This window comes from Nocardia sp. PLKS1-43, from assembly GCF_059510335.1.
Genome location: NZ_JCAJZQ010000002.1, coordinates 14,078 through 39,907 on the forward strand (window position 1 = coordinate 14,078; position 25,830 = coordinate 39,907).

At 69.2% G+C, this 25,830-nt stretch carries 1 protein-coding gene (running past one end of the window); it reads left to right on the top strand.

The annotated features are described in order from the left end of the window. Positions 1-25,485 carry the 3' portion of a C2 family cysteine protease gene (locus AC5WS7_RS08150; RefSeq protein WP_495954503.1) on the top strand. It extends 13,086 nt beyond the left edge of the window, so 25,485 of the gene's 38,571 nt are visible here — the last part of the coding sequence; the start codon falls outside the window, past its left edge; the stop codon is at positions 25,483-25,485. Positions 25,486-25,830: the final 345 nt, after the last annotated feature.

Sequence of the window (25,830 nt, forward strand, 5' to 3'; positions counted from 1 at the left end):
GACTTCCGGGCCCTCGACCCGGCAGCGTCCGATGAAGAGCTGTACAACGCCATCGCCACCGGTTCGTACGCCTGGAACCGCAGGCTGCACCGGACCACCGGAGTAGATCCGCACAATCCGTTCCCCAACGGCCGTCCGACGGCCGCGCCGTGGCGCGCGGAAAGCAGAACAGATCATCGAGCCACCACTTCCGCGCCCGCCGCCGGCGGAGAAGCGCCGACATCGATCGGCCTTCCGCACGTGAACGCACCGCTGCCCAAACCCGGCATATTGCGCCGGCCGGGTGGCGCGCGCGACCCGGACGCGCCGCGCAAGAGCGTGCGGTTCACCGAACCCGTCGACGAATCCACCACCAACCCGCCCCTCGACCGCCACCCCTCGCAAAGGCCGTCGCCCCAGCTCCCTGCCGCCGAGACCGGAAACACCTCCCTCGACGTCACCGCCCTCCGGAACGCCCTGCGCACGGACTCCGACGAGGAAACCGAACACACACCCGTCGCCCACACCCCCTCGCAAACACCGCCGACCCAAAGCCTTTCCGCCGCAACCGAACACACACCAGTCGACGTCACCGCCGTCCGGAACGCCCTGCGCACCGACTCCGACGAGGAAACCGAACACACACCCGTCGCCCACACCCCCTCGCAAACACCGCCGACCCAAAGCCTTTCCGCCGCAACCGAACACACACCACTCGACGTCACCGCCCTCCGAAACGCCCTGCACACGGACTCCGACGACGAAGCCACACCCGGAACCGGGAAGCCGCCTATTCCCGCGCGCTCTCCGCTGCGGCCAGGGACTACCCGGCGGAGGCCTGGGCCGATCGATCGGCCGCGATCCCCGGTGCCGGACCGGCGCGCGGCGTTCGGCTCGGAAACGTTCTCGAATCCCGCGGGTCTCACCCGGACGCCGCGCGTCATCACCAGACGCGGCGCCCCTCGAACACGGCGAGGTCCCCCGACATCGCACACCGAACTGTCCGACGCCGGGTCGTCCGGCGCAGAACGCACGGATACCTCGCTCCCCGGTCACGCCGCCGATACGCTCCGCACCGAAAACTCTTTCCTGCCCGCGTCTTTCGGGCGCACATCGCCACGCCGCCTGGGCACCACCAGCAGCCTGCTGTCGGCGATTCCCGAATTCGGCGACACGCCGTTCGAACAGACGACGACCCGGACCCCGCACGGCAATACCGGGCGCGACGGCAGATCCGTTCGGGCACGGACCGATCAGCAGCCGTCGCATTCCGATCCGTCCGGCAGCGCTCTGTTCGGCATCGGACGCCGGGACACGACGGTCCCCGGATCGAGCACACTCGACGGTTCGTTCCCACCCGCGCCCTTCCGGCCCGCACGGCCCCCGCGCCTGCGCCCCATCACCACCCAGCTGCCGACGATTCACGCATCCGGCAGCACACCGACCGGCACGACACGGCGGGGCACATACGTGCCACCCCTGCGCCGCAAGGACAACCTGCGGGTACGCCCGGTATTCGAGAACACGCCGATCATCCCGGCACCGCAAGCACACCAGGACACCCGAACCACGCAGGACGACCCGTTCACCTACCTCCCGCCACAGCCCCTGCGCCGCACGAACAACCTGCGGGAACACCCAGTCTCCGAGAACACGCCGATCACCCCGGCGCCGCATCGAACGACACGAACCACGCGGGACGACCCGCCCACGTACATCCCGCCACGACCCCTGCGCCGCAGAGGCGACGAACGGATACAACGCATATCCGCGAACGCGACGTTCGACACCACACCCCAGACCGCGCAGCACACGCCCAACACACATGTCGCGGCACGGCCGCTGCGGCACCTGCCCGATCGGCTCCCGGGACGTCCGGTAGTCGAGAACACCCCGATCGGTCCGACGCGGCAGAGCGCGCCGATCCGGACGGACGGCAGCGCGCCAGGTCGCCGCCTCCGCGCCGTCTTCCAGCGGCCGCTGAACCTACTGCGCAGCGGCACAACGGCTTTCGGCCGCCGGATCACGACGAGCAGCGCCCGCGACGACGGTTCCCCGATCGACGGTTCCTCCGTCTACTCGGACAGCACCCACTCCTCGGTGGACACGAACACCGCGAACGCACCGTTCCAATGCGTCGTCGACACCCTCGGCAGCATCAAACGGGAGACCGGCAGCCGCAAGATCCGCGTCCCGACCAAGCCGTCGTCGCTGCCCGGCCGCTCCAGACGCGCCCTGCGGTGGTACAGCCGCGGCCGGTTGCGCGGATACCCCGACGAGAACGAGATCGCCGGGGAACTGTTCCTGCTCGGTCCCGGCGCCCAAGCCCTGGTCGTGGGCGAACACCGCACCGTCGGCGCGAACGGCATCGGCGCACACGCCTACCGGATGATCCATCACGACGACGGCGTCGTCCGCGTGCACGACGTCGCCCGAGTCAGGCCGCCCGGCAACGCCGGCTGGGCCGGCGTGCACGCCGTCCTCTACACCCCCGACGGCAGGCCGAGCCGCCCCGTCCGCCGCCGCGACGACGGCAGCATCCCCGAACTGCCGGGGCGCACCCGCATCGGCGCACCCGAGGCGAACAGCACGCCCGCCGGAACACCTGCCGAGACTTCGACGGCACCCGACTCGCACGACGAAGCGCGGTCGGCGATCGCTTCGGCGACCGGCACCCCGACCATCCGGGTGGATCTGCCGGCGGACGAGCAGGCGGCGCTGGACGCACAGCGGGATCAGCCGGTCGCGAACGACGCGCCGGGTGCCGTCTCCAGCCGACCGGGCGGTACCTCGGCAGAGCAGGTTGCGGCCCCGGCCGACCGGACCGGATCCCCCGCGGCCGGTATCGACGGCCGATCCGAGCGCGTGCCCAGCAGCGGCCTGACCAGCGGGCGTATGCCGATCGGCACGCCGCGGGGGCTGCGATCGTGGCGGGGCAGAACGACTCCCGCGACATCGGATGGCAGCCACCCCGCGACCGGCGATGCGCCCGGTTCGCAACAGGTGGTGCGCACCACCGGGTTCCGTGCTCGGTTGCGGCGGTTGTTCGGGCGCGTGCGGCTCGCGGCCGAGCCCGCGCCGACCGAACCTGCGCCGACCACACATCCGATCGATACGACCGAAGCGGTCATCCCGGCAACCGACGCTCCGGAAACCGTTGCCCCGCGGATACATTCGACTGCGGAGCCGGAGGACTTCCCCGAGGACGCGGGCCCGGGGCCGGGATACCTCGTGGACGACGCCGAGAATCAGTTGCGCCGGCTGTTCGAGGACGAACCCGAACCGGCCGGAACCACCGGCCCCCACACCGGACGCGATCCGCAATCCTCGCCACCGCCTGCGAATCTACTTGTGCAGCAAGCGGATACGATGGCCGAAACCGGGAACACGGTGCTGATCACCCGGGGCGGGCGAGCTGTGGTGGTCGGCCCCGCGGACCACATCGTGTGGGACGGCCGGGACATCAACGGCAACGCGCAGATCCGCGTGAGTTCGGATCCGGCCGCGAGGCCGCAGTGGGTGCGCACCGAACTGCTCGACCGCCGCTTCGACTGGGCCGCGGGACCCGATGGCACCCAGACGGGTACGCCGCGACGTGACAGTTCCGGCAACCCGTACACCCAGCTGGTGTTCTACGACAAGGGCGTGGTGGAGCTGGGCGTCGGCGAGTTGCTGGCGACCCACCCGGCGCGCACACCCGGCAGCCTGCGGATCGAGAATCTCGGTTCCAGCGTCGTGATCCCGGAGAATGCCGTGCACGCGCTGGGCCTGGGCGGACCAGCGGCCGCCGCCGCGCTGGTCACGCACACCGGTCCGCTGTTCGCGACGGTCGATTCGAAACCGGCGCCCAGGGCGTCCGACGCGCGGGCGGGAACCTGGGCGGACCAGCGGGTCCTGATGAACAACCTCGGCCGCATCGCCGAGCACGATCCGCAGGCCCTGGTAGAAATGTTCCACGAATACCCGGACGGGACGGTCGGGGTGCGGTACTTCCTCGACGGCCGGCCGCATTGGGTGCGGGTGGACCGGCGGCTGCTGCACGACTCGTCCGCAGCGCCCGCGCACGCCGGGCACACCGATGGCGAGCCGCTGTGGGCGGCGTTGGCGCAGAAGGCCTATGCGCTGCTGCGGCCCGATATCCACGCGGATATGACGGTGTCGGTGCGGCCGTTCGGCGAGCCGGTGCATCCACCGCCGATCCAGCCCATGCCCGGTTCGACGATCACCGCGCCGAACGACCGGTTGACCATCGTGGACCACGATGGCGGCCTGCTGACCATCTCTCCGGGCCAGGAGTTGCAGGGCATCGACAACGCCGAGAACCCGGACCTGCTGACGGTGTGGCTCGGTGACGACCCGGATTCGCAGGTCCACTCGGTACACCGAAACCTGTTGGGTGAGTTGACCGTTTTCGGCCGCGGCGCCGACGGGCTGTACCGCTGGACCACACCGACCACCTGGACCTCCCGAGCCGCCGCCGACAAGTTCCTGGGGTTGCGCCGGATGACGCCGGACGCCGCGAAGCACATCCCGGCCGGTACGTCGATCTCCTTGGACATCGGGATCGGCGGCGAACCGGTGCTGGACGGGAACGTCCGGATCTCGGAACACGAACTGTGGAGTCTGGGTCGCACGATCGCACGGGCGGCCGGCCAGGTATTCGGCGACGAAGGCCCCGTGCCGGGTGATGCGGCCCAGGGCCGGGCCGGGGACTGCTACCTGATCGCGCCGCTGAAGAACATCTCCGCGAGCGACCCCCAGGCCATCCGGGACATGATCGTCGAATATCCGGACGGCAGCGTCGCGGTGCGGTTCTTCACCCCGCGGGGTGCGCCGCGGTGGGTGCGGGTCAACCGGGATCTGTTCACCGACGCGTACGGCCGGATGATCTACGCCGCGCACGACCCGAGTCGCGCGCTGTGGCCCGCGCTCGTGGAGAAGGCGTACGCGGTCCGGCGCGGCGGCTTCCAGGCGATCCGGGGCGGATTCCCCGCGCGGGCGATGCTCGAGTTGCTGCCGCCGTACGAGGTGAACGCCTCGGGCGTGCGCCGGCCGGTACGCAGCATCGACCTGATGACGTTCCTGCATCCGATGCGGTTCGGCGTCGATGCGCTGCACCAGCTGCTCGTCGAGCAGCTCGGCCCGAACGCCGACCCGGCCTCGGCCTTCGCCTTCGCACAGCGACTCGGGCAGCTGGAGCCGACCTGGAACCGGAACCGGGAACACTCGGTCGAACGCTTCCGGAGTTTCCTGAACTACCACCTGGATCCGGTGGACCGGGCGAAGTGGCAGGCCGAGATCGACGCCCTGCTCGGCTATCTCGGCCACGTCGGCGATCCCGCCAAGACCGTAACCAGTTCCGTTGCGCGCCAACACATCGCGGATCTGATCCGGTTCCTGCGCAGCCGCGGCGACAAGGTTCTGCTGTCCACCGAACAGTTCGGCGCGGATTCGGAGAACACCACCAGATATCCGGGTCTGGTCGGGAACCACGTCTATTCGGTGTCGAACGTGCATTCCGGTGACGGCGGCGCCGTCTCGCTCGAGCTGGAGAATCCGTGGGAGTCGAACCCGGAGGTGCCGCGGACCATCGACGACCTCACCTACGGCCCGGGCGGCACCCTCACCGTCGACGCCGGCCATCTGACCAAATTCGCGATCCTGTCGATCCGCGGCACGGGCACGCACTTCGCCTTCGGCGAGTCGACGCGGACCGCACCGAACGACTGGCCCAAACCAGAGATGGACCCGCGCGCGGGCCACGAGTACGGCCGGCCGAGACACCCGGCCGGGCGGGCGGGCGACGGATCACACGGCTACCCGCGCAGGCGCGTCCAGATCGTCGAGCCCGCAACGGATTCCGAGTCCGAGGATGAATCGGAGCCGGTGTCCGAAGCGGAATCGGAGTCGGATTCCGAGTCCGAGTCCGACACGGAATCCGAATCGCAGGACGGCGCGCACTATTCCGCGTCGGCGGCCGGGTCGGCCACCGACTACATCGCGTACGGCGCGGACCTGTTCAACAGGCTCCGGATCGAACCCGACGACTGGGCCACCGCGCCCGCCCGCACCACCGAACCGGCACCGGACATCACGCCCCCGGCGCTGCGCGAGAGCCGGCTGCTGCACAACCTCTCGCCCCGCCGAAGGCGGGAACTGCTGCCCGAACCCGGCGTCGAGTTCGCCTTCCCCCGCCCCACCGGCGAGCTGACCCTGGTCGTGTTCGACCACACCGGCAAGCGGACCCGGCTGAACCCCACCGGCAGCGCGCCGGCGAAGATCGTCGACCGGCACGGGCTTCAGTCCTACGAGATCCAGATCCGGGAGTCCGACGGCCGCCGGCACCGCCGCTACATCCCGATCGTGGCGAACGACAGCACCATGCGCTTCCAGCGCAATTCGCGCTGGAGCAGCCAGGGAACGCTGACCTGGAACGTCGGCGACGGGCAGGTCCGGTTCGCCGCGACCGACGACCGCGGCCGACCGCGGGCGATCGTGGTCACGCCCGAGGCGTCACTGGTGATGAAACCGCGTCGCGGGCACGAGAACTCGTGGTGGCTGAAGTTTCCGGACCGGTCCGGGCAGTACCGGATCAAGGCCGACGACCCGCAGCTGACGAACCGGGTGCCGGCCCTGGTCGATCGCCGCGACGACCCGCTCTTCGGGCAATACGGCCCGAGGCCGGAAGACGCGGCACAGGGTTACGCCGACAACTGCACGCTGATATCGCATCTGCGGGCGATGGCCATCTCCCACCCCGGGGATCTGCAGAAGATCGTGCACGACCACGGGGACGGCACCGTCAGCGTCCGGTTCGTCGAGGACGGCAGGCCGGAGTGGGTTCGCGTCACCAAGCAGATCTACCTGACGCCGGGCACCGATACCGGGCATTTCGTGCAGCACCGGCCCGGCAGGCCGTTGTGGGCGGCCATGATCGAGAAGGCGTACGCGGTCAGGTTCAACGGCGGCAACGGTTTCCACGATTTCCACATCGAATACCTCACGGTCATGGCGGAACGCCTGAGCACCGGCTTCTATCAGGCCGCGAACGGCATGACCCGCCAGCCGGTGCATTTCGTGGACGACGGCGACTACCTGCACCCGCTGCGGTTCGACGTGGACACCCTGCACGAACTGGTGCGCGCCAACTTCGCCGGATACGGTGACGCCGACTTCGAGTTCTCCCGGCAGGTGGCGGACAGCTACAGCCACTGGCGGCAGGACCGCGCCATCCAGCGCCGCAAGCGGAACCGCGAACTCGACCGGATCGATCGCCGCTTCCGCAGCCGCAGGTCCGCCGACGCGGCGCAGGACGCGGTCTACGACCGTTACCCCAGCGCCCGCACGCCCGAAGGATTCCGCGACTACCTGGACCGCAGCCTGGCCGGCTACCTGCGGCAGCACCATCCGGGAGACAGGCACCGGTGGGACGCCGAAAAGCAGGCCCTGACAGACTATTTCGCCGCCATATCCACCGGCCTGCCGCGGAACCGGCAGTTCACGAACCCGGCGGATCCGCTCGCCAGGGCGGTCGCCGAACGGATCGATTACGCGCTCCATCGCGGTACCGCGGTGACGCTGGGTATCGCCAAATACTCGGACCTGGCCGAGGACGACCACTCCGATCCCGTGCCGGGCCTCACCGGCCACCACAACTACACCGTCGCCGCGGTCGAGCGCGACGTGTACGGCAACCCGAGCCGGATCCTGGTGGACAACCCGCTGGACGACAACGGCCGCTACATCCCTCCGGCGCCGGGACTCGAGTACCGCCTCGACCCGGAACCGGAAACCCCGATCGCACCGGGCGGCACCCGGCATCGCGTCGCAGCGGACGGGACGCATTACGGCACGTACGCCAACGGCACCCGATATCGCCGCGACCCGTATCCGGATCCCGACGATCCGGACGAGATCGCCTACACCGAATACCGCATCACCCCACAAGGCGTCCGGTACTTCCACGACCTGCACGGCACGGTCTACCGGGAGGAACCGAACGGCACCCTGTCCTGGCGCACCAGCGACGGCACCCAGTACTGGACCGACACCCGGCGCGTCAAACGAGTGAAACGCCCCGGGGACACCGAGTGGTCGCTCGATCCGCACCGCCGCGACCCGTCGCATCCGACGACCCCGACCCGGGGCGGCATCGTCGCCGTCGACCTGGTGAACCTGCCGAAATTCTCCTTCCTCGGCATGTCCGGCCCCGCCGCGTACGCGCTGTACCGGAACGAACGGACCAACGCACCGGCGCAGACCCGGCACGCACCGCGCGCGGGGCGGGATGGTTCACGCCCGGTGCCCGCCGCCGCTTCCAGCAGCACTACGCGACCGGCCGGCGCGGGCGAACAGCGCGAGATCACCGGGGTCGCGAATTTCCTGTCCCACCTCGATTCGGACGAATTCCCCAGTGGCACAAGAATTGTGCTGCACACGCCGAACGGCGGGATCGAGGCCGTCGTGGACGGTCACACCGTGCGCATGCCGAGTGCGCACCGGCTGCCGCCGTCGGAGTCGGGGCCGCGCAAGGCGCGCCGGACCGGCAGCGGCGACGTGTCGGGGGCGACCCAGCTGCGCAGTTTGCGCAGTTTCCGTAACTACCTGCGAGCCGAGCAGGCGGCGTTGGGCGTGGACCGCGTCGAGGTCGTGCGGCCCGCACCGCAGGCCCCGGCGGACCCCGCTCAGGACCTGCGGGCCGAGCGCGCACTGCGGCGCGCGAGCACCGCCGAACCGATCGCGGACCCCACCTATTTCGGCGGTCACCTGCACGCGCAGCTGGCAGCCGAGCCCGGTAACGCGAATCACCCTCAGCCGCAACGCAAGACCTTCGAGGCGACCTTCGACCCGACCCTGCTCACGCCACCGCAGGTGCCCGCCACCGAACTCCGGCAGAACCTCGATCCGGCCCGGTACGTGCGGACCCTCCCGGTGCCCGGCGTGCAGGTCCGGGTGCCCGAACAGAAGGGGGCGAACGGCGAGGACGTGCTGCGCCTGGCCGACCTCGCGGGCAATACGTACCGGTTCGGCGCGGCGGGCGCGATGCGGGCCACCCTGGTCACACCGCCGGGCCGGGCCGCATACTTCGAATTCCGGATGCCCGGCGGCCAGGTGCGGCACGTCCCGTATCCGCTGCTGAGCGACTTCACCTTCACCCGGGATCAGCCGGGCGCCGCGACGGGCACCCTGCGGTGGGACGGCAAGGGCGGCCAGACGCGCATCCTCGGCTTCGACACCATGGGCCGTCAGGTCGCGATCCCGGTCCTTTCCGCATATCCGGTCCTGGTGACCAGGCCCGCGAACCACGGGGGGCAGTGGATCAAGCGGCCGGGCGTTCCGGGCTGGTTCCTGGTCCGCGCCCACGAGAGTGTGCTGCCCCGGATCGCGGAACCGGCCGACCGGCACGGGGATCCGCTGTTCGGCACCTCGCCCTCAGGTGTGGTGCGGCCGATGCCCCAGGACGCCCGGCAGGGCGCGGCCGGCGACTGCGGTCTGATCGCACCGCTCAAGGCGCTGGCCGCGGACCATCCGCAGGCGATCATGGACATGCTGCACGACGTCGGCGACGGCACGGTCCAGGTCAGGTTCTTCAACGGCGGGCGACCCACCTGGGTGCGGGTGGAGAAGCAGATCTACGTCAGACCCGGCACCGCGCAGGCCTATTTCGTTCAGCACCAACCGGGTGAGCCGCTGTGGGCGGCGATGATCGAGAAGGCGTACATCCAGGAGTTCGGCGACGGCGACGGGTACCGCGACGTGCTCGAACCGCCGGCGCTCGTCATGGAACGGCTCGGCCGCCCGTACTGGGAGCTGCGGACCGGCCAGTGGCGGCCGATGCGCTCGATCATGCACATGCCGCTGCATCCGCTGCACCTCGACGCGGACACCCTGCTCGGCGTGCTGGGCCCGGGCAGCGATCCCGAATTCGCCCGCGGCATCGCCGACACCTACGAGTCGTGGCGGACTTCGCCCGATGCCGCACAGGGACTTCGGCATTACCTGGACACGAAGTTCCCCGGCCGCTGGGAGCAGGAGAAGTCGGCTCTGCAGGCCTACTACGCGAGCACGACCGCCGCTCCGATCGCGACGCTGCGACTGGAGGACCGCTACCGGATCGCGGCGCAGGAGATCGCCCGGCGCATCGATTACATGCGCAAGCGCGATACGACCGTGGTGCTCGGCACCGGACGTTACGGTCCGGGCCGGGAGAACCGCACGGGAGCGCCGGGGCTGTACGGGACGCACGCGTATTCGGTCGTCGGCGTCGAGTTCGACGCGCCGAGGGGTGAACCGCTGCGGATCCTGATCGAGAATCCGCACGACAACAATGGTTTCTACATCGCACCGCAGGCGGGCATGGAGTACCGGCTCGATCCGGAGGGAATCGGTTACGGCCCCGCCGTCGACGGTGTCCGGCAGCGGCGGGACGAGCACGAGCGGGTCGACTACTTCCGGGTCGAGCACGGTTCGGCCGGACGTGACGGCGTGCTGCGCGATGTGGTGAGCGACTTCTTCACGCCCACCGGTCCCACCGAGTACCGCCGCGATCCGGACGGGACGGTGTACGGCTTCGCCGGGAACGGCGAGCGGTGGGCGCGGCTGCCGGACGGCACGGAATACAAGGTGCTGCCGGATGGCGGCTATTGGCGTTCCCGCGACGGCGTCGAACACTGGAGCAAGGTCTCGGGCGAGACCGTGATGCGGCCACCCGGTGCGCAAACCTGGTCTCCCGAACCGAACCCCGTTGCCCCTCAACGCGATATGACGATTCCGCGTCGCGGCGGCCTGGTCGCCGTCGGCATAGAACATCTGCCGAAGTTCACCAGTCTGCAAGCCAGCGGTGTGGGCGCGTACGCCGCGTACGGCCCACTGCCCGCCGCCGCCGTGCCCACTGCCGCGCCTATCTCGTCCGGCGGTGTCGCGCAACACGCTCCCCTCACCCTGCCCGCCGATGATGCGAATCACACTGCGTCCGTGGACGATACGACGCTACCCAGCACGTCCGAGAGTGACACGAACCGCACCGGGAACCCGATGCATCCGCTGTGGTTCGACGCGAACACACTGCACGACCTGCTGGGCCCCGACGCCGACCGCGCCTTCGCCGACCAACTCGCCGGAACATACGACCAGTGGAAACAGGCCACGACCGACACCGGCTCGGGCGAGGCGTTCCGGCAGTATCTCGACGAGCGGTTCCCCGGGCGGTGGGCAGCGGAGAAGGCGACCCTGGCCGAGTACTTCGACGTGCTGAACGACGAATCGCACGAGAACCGCACGCTCGGCGACGACGAGCTGGTCGCCGGCCGCGCGGTCGCCGAGCAGATCGAAGAGCTGATGCGGAACGGCAACTCGGTGCAGCTGCGGACGCATCCGTTCCGCAATGGTGACGGGCAGGACGACGATCCCGACGTCCCGGGCCTGCTGGGCGATCAGCCGTATTCGGTGCGTGCTGTGGAGCACGACCGGCACGGCGGTGATCCGGCCGGGATCCTGCTCGAACACACCCAGGATGCCGTCGGCAACCACCCGACCCCGGCCGACGGCATCGAGTATCGGCTCGATCCGCGACCAATCGGTTACACCCCGGTCGGCGACGGCATCTCAGCACGCATCGATCCGGTCGACGGCACCGAATACCTGAAGGTCACCGACGACCGGGCCGGGCGCGGACCCGGCGGCCGATTGGCCGTGGTCAGCGACATCTTCACGCATCGTGACACCGGTAGTGCGGAATTCCGGCGCGACCCGGACGGCACCCTGTACGGATTGCGGGCGAACGGACAGCGTTACGCCCGTACACCGGACGGTACGGAGCACATGGTCACCCGCGGTGAGGTGATCCGGCGCGACCCCGACGGCACCAGGTACCGGGCGAGCCGGGACGGCACTTTCATGATCAAGACGCCGGGGGGTTCGTGGCGGACAGACCCGAATCCTCGTGTCCTGGAACGGGATATGACCATCGCGGGCCCGGGCGGACTGGTGTGGATCGGGCTCGAACACCTGCCCAAGTTCGGGTCGATGTCGGTACGCGCCGCCACCTCCGCCGCGACGAACGTCGATGAGCCGCAGGAGAACACGCCGCCTTCGCAGCGGGGCGTCATCGAGGCGGACACCGGAGCCGACACCCGATTCGGTTCACTGATCGAATGCGTCAACAACGTCCTCGGGCTGAATCACGCTGCGCCCGTGGGCAATACGGTGATTTCCGCCGCACTCGAAGACGACGCGATATCGGTCAACAGTGACGAGGCGGTATCGGATTTCGACTGGCAGGACAGCGAGCCCGACCAGGACCGGGACGGTGAGACCGATTCCGTGCACTCCGAGCCCGCACCGGCGCCGCCTCGTACGACGCCCGCCTTCGAGCCCCGGACCGGCACATATTTCGGACGAAATCTGTTCCGCCAGTTGAAGTCCGAGCACGAGCCGGTGCGGCAGGCCGGTCCGTCGCCCGGATTCGAGCCCGGCGACGGCTCCTACCTCGGCGACCACCTCACCGATCAACTGTCCGCACAGCACGGCACCATGCGCGCCCTGCCGGAACGACAGGGCGTCGAGCCAAAATTCAGCCGGGAACTGCTCGGGCCCAAGCGATTCGCCGACGCAGAACGCCTGGACCGGCTCTCTCCCGAGGACCGGGAAAAGAAATTCCCGGCGCTCGGGATCCCGGTCAACCTGCCCGATCAGCAGGCCCCGAGCGGGCGTCCGCTGCTGACGGTCGTGGACCACACCGGCCGATCGTTCCGGCTCCGCACGCAGGGACGCGAATCGGTCGTCCTGACCCAGGGCGACGACGGACAAGCGCGTTACACGATCAAGACACACGACGGCACGACCGCCGAGATTCCGGTCACGCTGTTGCAGGAGAACTTCACGTTCCGGCCGGACGGGCCCGACGGCACCTCCGGAACATTGAAGTGGTCGGTGCCACTTTCCGGAGTTCGCTTCCAGGGCCGCACATCTCATGGCGATTCGGCCGTTGTCGCTGTTCCGGCGAATATGACGGCGGTCGCGATACCGCACGGCTCGTCGTGGTCGATCAAACGCCCCAGCGACTCCGAATGGCTCGACTTCCAGGCGCCACGCGAGCTGCTGCCCGAACGCATGCCCGAACTCGCCGACCGCAGCGGCGATCCCCTTTTCGGCACCACCGTGGACGGCAGGTTCCGGGCAGCGCCCGGGGACGTGCGACAGGGCATGGCCGGGGACTGCGCGATGCTGGCCCCCTTGAAGGCGCTGGCGATCGATCATCCGCAAGCGATCCTGGACATGATCCACGAACACGACGACGGCACCGTGAGCGTCCGGTTCTTCGAAAACGGTGCGCCCGAATGGGTTCGGGTGGACAAGCGGATCTATGCCGACACCGACGACGATATCGGGTACTTCGTCCGGCACCGCCCCGGTGAACCGCTGTGGGCGGCGCTGATCGAAAAGGCGTATGCCATGCGATTCGGTCACGGCAACGGCTACCACACGCTGACCGACGACGAATCGGTCACCGCCGATCGCCTCGGGCGCGCATATCTGGAATCGGAATCGGAAACCTGGCACCCGTTCCACTCACGCACGGAAGACTTCCTGCATCCGTACTCGTTCGATATCGACACCCTGCAAGAACTGCTGGGACCGGCCGCCGATATCGAATTCGCCAGGGCGATAACCGAAGTCAAGGGAAAATGGCCCTCGCTGTGGATGCTCGATTACGAGATGGGCCATATTTTCCCGGACACCCCGCAACGGAACTGGCGAGCCCAGCGCGCCGCGATACTGGAATACCGCCGGCATCTGGATGTGAAGTCCGGCAACCCGCTGGAACTGCCGGACCGATACGACAGCGTGCGGCAGTGGGCCGCTGAACGCATCGACTACCTGGTCCGCCGTGGCACCACGGTGATTCTCGGAACGCAGTGGTTCACCTCGACCGCCGAGGACGCCGATGCGGTGCCGGGCCTGGTCGGTGGGCACGCCTATTCGGTCCTCGCCGTCGAACGCGGCCCGCGGGGCCGGCCGGAACGGATCGTGCTGGACAACCCGCACGACTACAGCCGTGACTACCCCAGGCCGGTGGCCGGTGTCGAATACCGTCTCGATCCCGGGCGCGCCGAAACCGAAGACCTCGGCGACGGAGTTCGCCACCGCGAGGACGAGGCCGAGGGCGTCCACTATTACCACGCCGAGAACGCCGCATCCGGCCGCGACGGTGTCCTGCGCGATGTGGTCAGCGACTTCTTCACCCCCGACGGCCCCACCGCATACCGGCGCGACCGGGATGGGACCGTATACGGGCTCACCCGCGACGGCGACCGCTACGTCAAATTCACCGACGGCACCGAATACAAGACCGTCACCGACGGTCAGGGGAATCGGACCCTCGTCCAGCGCACCCGCGACGGGATCGAAGCACCGGATCCGAACCTGCCCGGCGGCCACTTGGACAAGACCATTCCGGATCGAGGCGGCATCGTCACGGTCGAACTGAAACATCTGCCGAAGTTCGTGCGGATCTCGGTGAGCGGCGTCGCCGCGCACTCCGTCTACGGGCCCGAAACCACCACCGCACCGGCGAACGTCACGGGCCGGAAGTGGGCCACCGCACCGAATGTTCCCGCGCCGCACGACCATCCGCGGCCGACGCGACACAGCGGCAGCGCGCCCACCGTGATACGTGACGGGCAGGCGGTCTCCTCCGGTGACCGCAGGCCGCCGCGGCCGACCGCGCGCCCAGCGGCACTCGAACGAGCCGGCACAATTCGCGGGCCCCGGAGCGGCGCCCACCGCGACGGCGGCCCCGAGGCCGTTCCCGGCGGATCGCCCGGCTTGCAGGACTTCCTGGAGCCGAGGCCGGCCGTGGTCGCGCCACGCACGCATCTCACCGCGGGTGGTTTCACGCCGTTGCCGACTCGGCCCGGCACGTTCGCGTCGCGGACGGCCGCTCGGGCATTCGAACCCCGGGACGGTTCGTATTTCGGCGATCACCTCCGGGATCAGCTCGCCTCCGATTTCGATCCCGCGACGCATCAGCAGCGGGATCGGGAGGGTTTCCCGGCGACATTCGACGAGAAGTTGCTCGCGCCTCCGGTTTTGGATCCGGGCGAACGCCTGGAGAATCTCGACGACGCCGAGAAGGAACGCAGATTCCCGGCGCTCGCGGTGCCGATTCCGGTACACGGCGAAAACCGGTCGGTGACATTCGTCGACGCCTCCGGCAACACGGCCACCATGGCCCACAGCGGCCGAGCGAAAGCCAAGAAGCGCACACCGCCCGGTGGTACCCCGCACTACGAATTCACCACCGACGACGGCAGAGTCCAGCGGATACCGGTCGAACTGTTGCCGGACGCCCGGTTCCGGACGAGTTTCCTGCGCACCTCCACCGGCGAGCTGCGCTGGAATGTCCCCTCTCGCACGACCCGCGTGCTCGCGCGCAACGAGACCACCGGCGGGCAGGAGATGGTCGAAATCCCCGACGACACCCGGATGGTGGTCAAGCCGGGGCCGGGTTCGTCGCGGTGGATCAAATTCCGCCGCGAACAGACGTGGTATCAGGCCGAGATCCCGCACACCGTGCTGTCGCAATTGCCGGTGTCGGCGGATCGGAGCAACGATCCGATCTTCGGTACCGCACCGTCCGGTACGTTGCCCTGGCCGTCGCCGCGCGACGTCGCTCAGGGCACGCTCGGGGACTGCGGTCTGCTCGCCAGGCTGAAGGCCATGTCGATCGATGACCCGCAGTCGCTCGTGGACATGGTGACCGACCACGGCGACGGCACCGCGAGCGTGCGATTCTTCGTCGACGGCAAACCCGAGTGGGAGCGGGTCACCAAGCAGGTCCACGTGGACGCGGTATCCGGCGATACGCTCTTCGCGCGGCATCGCCCGGGGCAGCCGCTGTGGGCCGCGATCATCGAGAAGGCATACGCCCAGAAGTTCGGCGGCATCGACGGCTACGAGGGTATCCGCGGCACCTTCGCGGACATACCGCTCCGCTTCGGGCGCGCACATCACGAGCCGCGCGGCCGGGTGCGGCAGCCGACCCGCGCGGTGCACGAGTTCCCGCTGCATCCAGCCCGATTCGACGCGGACACGCTGCACGAGCTGCTGGGCCCCGGGACCGATCGCGCGTTCGCCGAGGAGGTCGGCCGGTCCTACGAGCGCTGGCAGGAGGCGGCCGACCGGCTGGCAAAGGCGAAGTGGCAGGAACTCCGGCAGACCTACCCGGGCAACTCCACCGCCGCGGTCGACGCCCGGAAGGCCGGGCGGGCGCAGTGGCGCGCGACCCAGGATCCGGACACCCCGCAGGGCGTGCGCAAATTCCTGGACAGCTTCGTGCCCGAGAAGACACCGGGACAATGGACGAGCGAGAAGGACGCCCTCGCGGCTTACCTCGGCCGCGTGTACGCGGGGGCGGACAAGGACCGCGTGCTCGATGCCGCCGACATCGTCGCGGGACAGAACCTCGCCGAGCGGATCGACTACCTGCGCAAACGCGGTACCGCGGTGACGATGTCCACCCTGGCGTTCGGTCCCGGCGCCGAGAATCGCACCGTCGTGCCGGGGCTGATCGGCAACCACGTCTACGGGGCCATCGGCGTCGAGCGCGACCGCGGCGGAAAGCCGGCGCACGTTCTGCTGGAAAATCCGCACGACAAGAACGGCGAGTTCCCGGTCCCGATCGACGGTGTCGAATACCGCCTCGATCCCGCCACGTCCGGGCACAGCACCGACAAGGACGGCGTGCGGCGCCGCAAGGACTGGGTCGAGGGCATCGAGTACTGGGCCGTCCCGGATTCCTCGACGGGCCGGGCGCCCGGTGGCGCGCTGCACGGTCTGGTCTCGGACTACTTCGCACCCACCGGCCGCACGGAGTTCCGGCGCAGCGCGGACGGGACGGTGCACGGACTCTCGCACGACGGCCTGCGGTACACCCGCACTCCGGACGGGACGGAATACAAGGTCCTGCACAGCGGTGAGGTGCTCCGACGCTCGCCCGACGGCACCGAACACCGGCGGAAGGACGACGGCACCGTGTGGGTGCGAAGGCCGGGCAAGACCCTGTGGCTCGCCGAGAAGAATCCCGGGGACCTGCGGTGGTCCCGCGCATTCCCGCTGCGGATGGGCGTGCTCGCGGTCGCGGTCCGGCACATGCCGAAGTTCGATTACGTCTCCGCCGGTGGCGCCGGGGTGCATGCCGCGTACGGCCCCGCGGCCGCGCGCGCCGACGCCGACAACGGGACGACGCGTACCGCGCCGGGGACGGACCCCGCGAACGTCCTGCGGCCGGACCCGCCGGTGCTGCTGTCCGGCTTCGAACAGCCCGTGCCGCCCCGGACCGGGAGCCCGATCCGGGAGGGCGACGGCAGCACCGCGTACGCACCCGCGCGCGGGCCCACCACACCGGACGTGCGACTCCCCTCGGGCCCGCGGTTCTCCACACCCGTCGACCGAAACCCGCCGGCGCGCCGGGTCGCGACCGATCCCGGTGACGGCTCCCGGGTACGGCAGCCGAGTCCGCCACTCGACGCCGATTCGGTTGCGACACAAGACGATGGCTCGACCAACAGCCGCCACGCGAACGTCTCGGTCGATCTCGGGCAGCTCCCGGCGATGGAGGCGACGGCGAACGGCACCGGCGGTCGCGCGGCGTTCGCGCCGAACCTGCTTGCGCGAGAAGATGTTTCCGGAACTCACGACGAGCCGTCGACGGCTGCGCTCGCCGAGATGTTCACCGCGCGAACCGATCCGGCCGATCCCGGTGACGGTTCGTACTTCGGTGAACATCTGCTGGACCAGATGTCCGCCGACCACGATCAGGCGCCCCAGCCGACCCGGCAGGCCACCCCGGCGGGGTTCGACCCGAAGTCGCTCGAACCGCCGGTCCTGGCCGGCCACGAGCGGCTGGAACGGCTCACTCCCGCCGAACGGGCGCGGAAATTCCCCGCGATCGCGACTCCGCTGGAACTGCCCGCGCACAAGAAGTCCGCCGCGAACGGCGGCCTGACCCTGGTCGATCACGACGGCACGGTGTTCGAACTGTCCAAGAGCGGCACATTCAGCGCCAAGATGGCCACCTCGGCCGACGGCGAACCACATTATCTGGTCAGTTTCGGTGCGGGGAAGCCGAAACGGATTCCGGTCGCGCTCCTGGACGGGTTCACCTTCGAACCGGGCACGTTCAGCAAAACGTCCGGAAAACTGACCTGGGTCACCCCGGGCGGTGAGATCCGTATTCGCGCAACGGATCCGGCCACCGGCAACTCGTCGGTGACGACCATTGCGCACGGCACGAAGGTCGTATCGAGACCCGCGGATGGCACGTCGCGGTGGATCAAGGTCGCCGAGCAGGACAACGGCTGGGTCCGGGTCGAGGCCCCCGGGAGCGTGCTGCCACTGTTGGCCCTCGCCGATCGCAGCGCGGATCCGCTGTTCGGCACCTCGCCGTCGGGAGTGCCGCGGCCGGCGCCGCAGGACGTCCGCCAGGGCCGCATCGGGGACTGCGGTCTGCTGGCGCCGCTGAAGGCGATGGCGATCGATCATCCGGACGCGATCACGGAGATGCTGAAGGACCACGGCGACGGCACCGTCGATGTGCGGTTCTTCGTGCACGGCAAGCCCGAATGGGTCCGGGTGGACAAGCTGCTGCACGTCGAGAACGGCGGCCCCAAAACACATTTCGCGCGGCACCGGCCCGGCGAGCCGCTGTGGGCGGCGATGATCGAGAAGGCCTACGCCCAGCGGTTCGGCGGGCAGGACGGCTACGAGGGCATCCGGGGTACCTCCCGGGAGGTGCCCGAGCGGCTGGGGCTCGCGCACTATCAGCGCGGCCTGCGCGGGCTGCAGCCCACCGGCACGGTCGCCGAACACATCCTGCATCCGGCACTGTTCGACGAGGACACCCTGCACGAACTGCTGGGCCCGGACAGCGACCCCGAATTCTCGCGGCAGGTCGGTGAGGCGTATCGCGACTGGTTGCAGGGGCGCGGGGGCAGGAAGTCGCCGGAGTGGATCGCCATGGGCACCCCGAAGGGCTTCGGCGAATTCCTCGACAAGACCTTCCCCGGGCAGTGGCAGCGGCAGAAGACCGCGCTCACCGATTTCATGGCCGCGGTCCAGAGCGGACCGGACCGGGACCGCACGCTGCAGGGCCAGGCCGTACTCGCGGGCGAAGCGTTCGCCCGGCGTATCGAGTACCTTCGCAGGCGCGGCACCACGATCATCTTCAGCACGCATCGGTTCGGGCCCGGCGCCGAGAACCGCACGGCGGTTCCGGGACTGTTCGGCAGGCACGCCTACGCCGTGGTCGGCATCGAATACAACACGCGCACCGGCAAACCCGCCCGAATCCTGTTGGAGAATCCGCACGACAGCACCAAGATCTATCCGGTCCCGCGTGGTGGTATCGACTACCGCCTGGATCCGCGGCCCGGGGAACGCTCCGAGATCGAGCCCGGAGTCTGGCATCGCATCGACCAGGCCGAGGACATCGAGTACTTCCGGGTGCGGGACGCGCGGTCCGGCCGTGGTGAGGGCGGCGCGCTGCACGGCGTCGTGACCGATTTCTTCGCGCCCGGCAAGGGTGCGGAGTTCCGCCGGGATCCGGACGGGACGGTGTACGGGTTCACCTCGAACGGCGAACGGTACGCCCGCACGACCGACGGCGTGGAGCACAAGGTCGTGCGCGAGGGACGATTCCGGCGGTACCGCGACGGCACCGAGTACTGGCTGCGCACCGACGGCCGCAGCTTCACCAGATCGCCGGGCGGGAAGTGGGCCGGGAGCAAGAATCCGTTCTCCGCGCAGTCGGACCCGACCGTTCCCCGGCGCGGTGGCCTGGTGTCCGTCCGGGTCGAGCATCTGCCGAAGTTCCGGCACATGATCGCCAGTGGCGCGGGCGTGGCCGCCGTCTACGGACCGAAGCCCGCCGCGGCGCAGGACGACGCCGCATCGGAACCGGACACCGACTCGGATACCACCCCGGCGGAATCCGCTCCCGATACCGACCCGGCGGAATCCGCGGCCGACGGTTCCGGAACGGGTGCGTCGCACACGGCCGATCGCACCGCGAACCAGGCGATCGCCCCCGAGGACGGCGACAGCCGCACCGCCTCGCCTCCCGCCGACCAACCGGCGCACCTCGACGATTCCGCCACAGGACGTTGGGATACGTTGCCGGACAACGGAAATCAGTTGTTCGAAGCACTGGCACGGTGGGAGGGGCACACCGGGCCGCAGCGGGTGCGCGGCATGCTCGCCGACCGGATGCGGGAGCATTTCGACGATCTGCTTGCGCTGTTCGACGACACCCCCCGGAATCGGCAGCGCCGGGAGACCGAACAGAACCGCCGCCTGCACGCCGAGACGGAATACCGGGACGGACGCCTGCCCCCCGAGCAATGGTCCGCGGAAATGAACCGCCGCAGGCAGTTCGACCAGGAGCTCGAGCACTGGCGGCGCACCGAACTCCGGAGCCTGATCGGCGTGCTGCGCAACCCGCACGCGCCGACCGATCGCCTGATGGATCTCCTGATCCCCATCGCCGCCCGCGAATTCGGACTCGATCTGGTCGTACTGCATCCGGACCGGGACCGCGAGGTGCACCGGTACAGCGAGTTCGACGCGCCGTTCATGCTGTTGCACGTATCGGACGGCGACGCACCGCGACTGAGCGTTGCCATGGCCGCCGACGGCATCGGATTCACCCTCGATCCCGCGGACCTGGACGATCCCGCGGCCTACCCCGCGCTCCCGCCGGCCGAGGCCACCCCCGACCCGATGGACGTCGACATCCCAACGGCCACAACGGAATTCGACGGCGCCCGGACGGACTTCGGCCGCGACCTGCTGGACAAACTCGGATTCGCGCTCCCCGGCACCACCACCGAGCCGCGGACCCGGTTCGACCGGTCCGGACTCGAACCGCCGGCGCAGCGACCGACGCAGTTCGCGGTGCTCGGCGTGCCGGTCACGGTACCCAGGGCGAACCTCCCCGGAGCCGGGGACATCCTGACCCTCGTCGATCACAAGGGCACCGTGCGGAACCTGGCGGCCAGCGGCGTCGCGGACGCGGAATACCTCCCGAGCGGACGCATATACCTGATCAAGCTGGCGAACGGCGGGCACCTGCCCGTCCACGAGGATCTGGTGGACCTGAACAGCGGTTTCGCCTTCCAGCCCGGCACCAACGGCCGGTACGGCACGCTGAGCTGGAACGTCCCGGGCGGCCAGACCCGGATCATCGCCCTGAACGAGGCCGGCGCGAAGACGCCGATCTACGTTCCGCCCGGGCACACCCTGGTGGCCATCCCCGGGCCTGGAACCTCGCGCTGGGTCAAGGATCCCGGCGTCGCGTTCTGGGTCCGCGTCCAGGCGCCCGAGAATGTGCTGCCGAAACTGCCGCAACTCGTCGACCGGCGCGGTGAACCGCTCTTCGGCCCGAGCGGTCCGCGGCCGCAGGACGCGCGCCAAGGCGCCGCCGGGGACTGCCCGTTGTTCGCCAACCTCAAGGCCATGGCCGCCACCGATCCGCAGGCGATCCGCGAGATGGTGCGCGACCACGGCGACGGCACCGTCAGCGTCCGATTCCGCGTCGGGGGCAAGCACGAGTGGATCACCGTCGAGAAGACGATCTATGTCACGCCGGACACCGATCGCGGGCACTTCGCCTACCACCGGCCCGGAGAACCGTTGTGGCCCAGCATGATCGAGAAGGCCTACGCGCAACGGTTCGGCGGCGGCAACGGCTACCACGGCCTCGCCGCCGGAGGCCGGGCCGGCAAGACGGCCGAAGTCCTGAGCAAGGGTTTCCACCAGACCCCGACCGGACCGGCCTACCAGGCATGGAATTCCGAGCAGGGTGCGATGGTGACGATCGATCAGCCGGGGCGGGCGCAACCCGTGCGCACCGTCGACGACGGCATCTTCCTGCACCCGCTGCGCTTCGACATGTATACGCTGCACGACCTGATCAGCGGGTTCCTGACCGGCGAGCCGGCGCGCTCGGACCACCCGCGGGCGGACCCGCCCGTGGCCGACTTCGAATTCTCCCGCCGGATCGCGGACAGCTTCGAGCACTGGCAACGGGAGGACACGGCCCGGCGCGACGCGGCGAAACAGCACATCCGCACCGTCCACCAGGGCGACGAGGCCGCCATGCTCGCGGCCTGGGCGGAGTTCGACCGCACCGACGACTTCCTGACCCCCGAGGGGTTCGGCAGATATCTCGACCGGCGCTTCCCGAACCGCTGGGATGCCGAAAAGCGTGCTCTGACAGAGTATTTCAGAACCGTCCGGGACGGGGACCCCGAGCATCGGATCCTGCCCGCGCACCTGGCCGCCGCCGGCCGGGCGGTCGCGGACCGGATCGACCACGCCCTGCGGCGCGGCACCACGGTGATGTTCGGCACGCATCCGTACGGCCGGGCCCAGGAGGACACGACCGCGGTACCGGGCCTGGTCGGCGGCCACGCCTACGCGGTGCTGAACATCGATCGGGACGCCACGGGCACACCGGTCGGGATCCTGATGGAGAACCCCTGGGACGAGAACCGCCCCTACCCCACCCCCATCCCCGGTATCCAGTACCGCCTCGACCCCGGAGGAACCGGCTACACCTCCGACGGCCACGGCGGCCGGTACCGCGACGGCTCCGACGGCACCCGGTACATCACCAGGGCGGACGGCACCCAGGAACGCCACGATCCGGACGGGAACATCTATCGCTTCTCCCCCGACGGCACCCGATACCATCGCGGCCCGGACGGTACCGAACAGCAGCGGAATCCGGACGGCAGCCGGTACCGCAGGACACCCGACCAGACCGAGTTCTGGACGAACGCGGACGGGACCAAGCAGATCCGCAGGCCGGGCGATCCGGCTCGTTCCGAAGATCCGTCCCGGCGCGACCCCCGCGACACCACCATCCCGCGCCGCGGCGGCATCGTCGCCGTCGCCCTGGAACACCTGCCGAAACTGGACGCGCTGGCCATGAGCGGGCCGGGTGCGCACGCCCTGTACGGCCAGGACGAGCCCACCCAGGTGAGCACGTCCGGGCCGGCGCCGCACTCCGGCGGCGCCACCACCGCGCCGAACGTCTCGGACGCGGCGCCGCCGACTACGCGGCCGACATCCGATCCCGTGTCCGTGAATGTGAAACAAGTTGCACCACAAGTATTTTCACCGTTCATCGGGGCAATTCGCGAGGAAGATCGACCCGCGCCGGGCGAAGGCACCGACTTCGAGGATCATCCGGGCGATCGTGCACATGGGCCGTTGGCGGCCGAGGACGACAGCCTTGCGCAGTCGCCGCACCGGCGTGCGCAATTCCCGAAGACGTTCGATTGGGCGTCGCTGAAGCCGAAACCGCTGGAGGCGAGCGAGCGGCTGGAGAATCTGTCGCTCGCGCAAAGGCTGCACACGCTCCCGGTGCTTCCCGTGCCGGTGGATCCGGTCGGCACGCATACGCCGAACGGTGCAGCGCTGCTGCGACTCGTCGAGCACAGCGGTGCCGCACACCGGTTCTACAGTGCCGGCCGGATGGCGGTCACCGTCGGTGATATTCCCGGCAAAGGACGGCATTACGCGTACTGGGGACCCGACGGGCAGGCCAGATACATTCCGGTCGATCTGACCGACGGTTTCACCTTCCAGCCGGATCGGCCGGGCGGTAATTCCGGCATGCTGCACTGGAACGTACCGGGCGGACAGACGCGCATCGCCGGAAGGTCGGCATCGGACGCCGCGCCGAAGGTCGTGACCGTTCCGGCGGGCACACCGGTGCTGGCCAGACCCGGAAACGGTACGTCACGGTGGATCAAATTGGCCGGGGACGGCGAGTGGGTCGAGGTAGCGGCCGGGCACGATGTCGTTCCGGCGCTGCCGCAGCTCGTCGACCGGCACGATGATCCGTTGTTCCATACCTCGGAAAGCGGCGATCCCGTGGTCCGCCCCGAGGATGTGCGGCAGGGCCGCGCCAGCACGTGCGCGATACTGGCCCCCCTGAAAGCGTTGGTGAACGACCATCCGCAGGCGATCGTGGACATGCTGACCGACTACGGGGACGGCACGGTCGGCGTCCGTTTCTTCGTCGGCGATCGGCCCGAGTGGGTGCGGGTGGCCAAACAGCTCTGGGTGACTCCGGACGGCATCGGGTATTCCATTCGGCACGAACCGGGCAAGCCGATCTGGGCGGCGATGATCGAGAAGGCATATCTGAGCCGTTTCGCGGCCGGAGACGGCTACGGAACCCCGCTGCACTCACCCGACACCGTTCTGCGACGTCTCGGCCGGGAACACCACGAAGCGGGCACCGGGGTCGCACAGCCGACCCTGACCCATTGGGAGCCGGTGCTGCATCCGTTCCGGCTCGGTGCGAGCGAATTGCGAAAGTTGTTGGGAGCCGACGCCGATCCGCGATTCATCGAGCAGTTCCCCGGCTACTACGACCACTGGCGCAGGCATGTCGAAGCGCTGCGCAGCTCCACCTGGGAGCAGATCGAACAGACCTATCCGCAAGGCCCGGCCAGAAAAGCCGCATGGGACCACTACCTGCGCAGCGAGGAATTCGACGCGGCGGCGGAATTCCGGACCTATCTGGACGGCTTCCTGCCGGCGAAGTGGCAGAAGGAGAAACTGGCCCTGGTCGACTACTACCGTCAGCTGAGCGGTGGCAGCGGATCGCACACCTTGCGGTCCGATCTCCAGAAGGCGGCCGGGACATCATTCCTGAAGCGAGTGGAGTACCTGCTCAGGCGCGGTACCACGATGGTGATCGGGACCCACGGATTCGGGCCCGAGATCGAGAACTCCACAGTGGTTCCGGGCCTGTTCGGCCGGCACGCGTACACGGTCCTGGGCGTCGAATACGACGCGCACACCGGAAAACCCGCGCGGCTGATGCTGGAGAATCCGCACGACGACAACCGCGGATATCCGTCGCCGGTTCCCGGCATCGAGTACCGCCTGGATTCGGGCGGGACGGGGTACGTGGACGACCGCGGTGTCCGCTACCGCAAGGACGAAGCCCGCGGCATCGAGTACTTCAGCGTCGGCGATTCCCGGACCGGTCGCGGTACCGGCGGCCCCCTGCACGATATCGTCACCGATTTCTTCACCCCCGCCCATGGAGCGGAGTTCCGTCGCGATCCCGACGGAATGATCATCGGCCTGTCGAAGACCGGCGAACGCTATATCCGGACCCCGGACGGTGTCGAATACCGGGTCATGGGCGACCATCGAGCCTGGCGTCTGGCAGACGGCACCGAATATCGATTGTCTTCCGCGGGATACACATTGGTGAAGGTCCCGGGCCAGAGTCCGCGCTTCTACGAGCCCGGCACCTTCCACGCCTGGCCGTCGGTGCCCGCTCCCAAGCGCGTCGGCGTCATCGCCGTCGGACTCGAGCATCTGCCGAAGTTCTATGCGGTTACCGCCGCCGGACCTGGCGCGTACTCGGCCTACGGGCCGGAGTCCGGCTCACCTTCCGGGACTTCCCCGGCGAAGTGACCGAACCTGCTGTACGCCAACGGAATCGACACTGAATGCGGCCACGCGCACCGGTGCTCGGACACCACGAACCTCAGCCGCCGATAAGCCGCCGCGACCGGCCCCGGCAGCCGAAGCCACTGCGTCCCAGCCTTTCGGGGAACTCCATCTCGCTCGGTGTGGTGTTCGCCCTGCGAAATGCGCTGCCGCAGAACAGCATCTCGTTCTCCAGTCCGGCTCGCGGTTCTCGGGCACAGCGCGGACAGCTCTGCGCGCTCGACGCTGACCACCCCCGACGGGCACCCCCATCGGCACGGGCACGCACGCCGCGCGGGTCCGCAATGCCATGCGGCCGAACGCGATCCG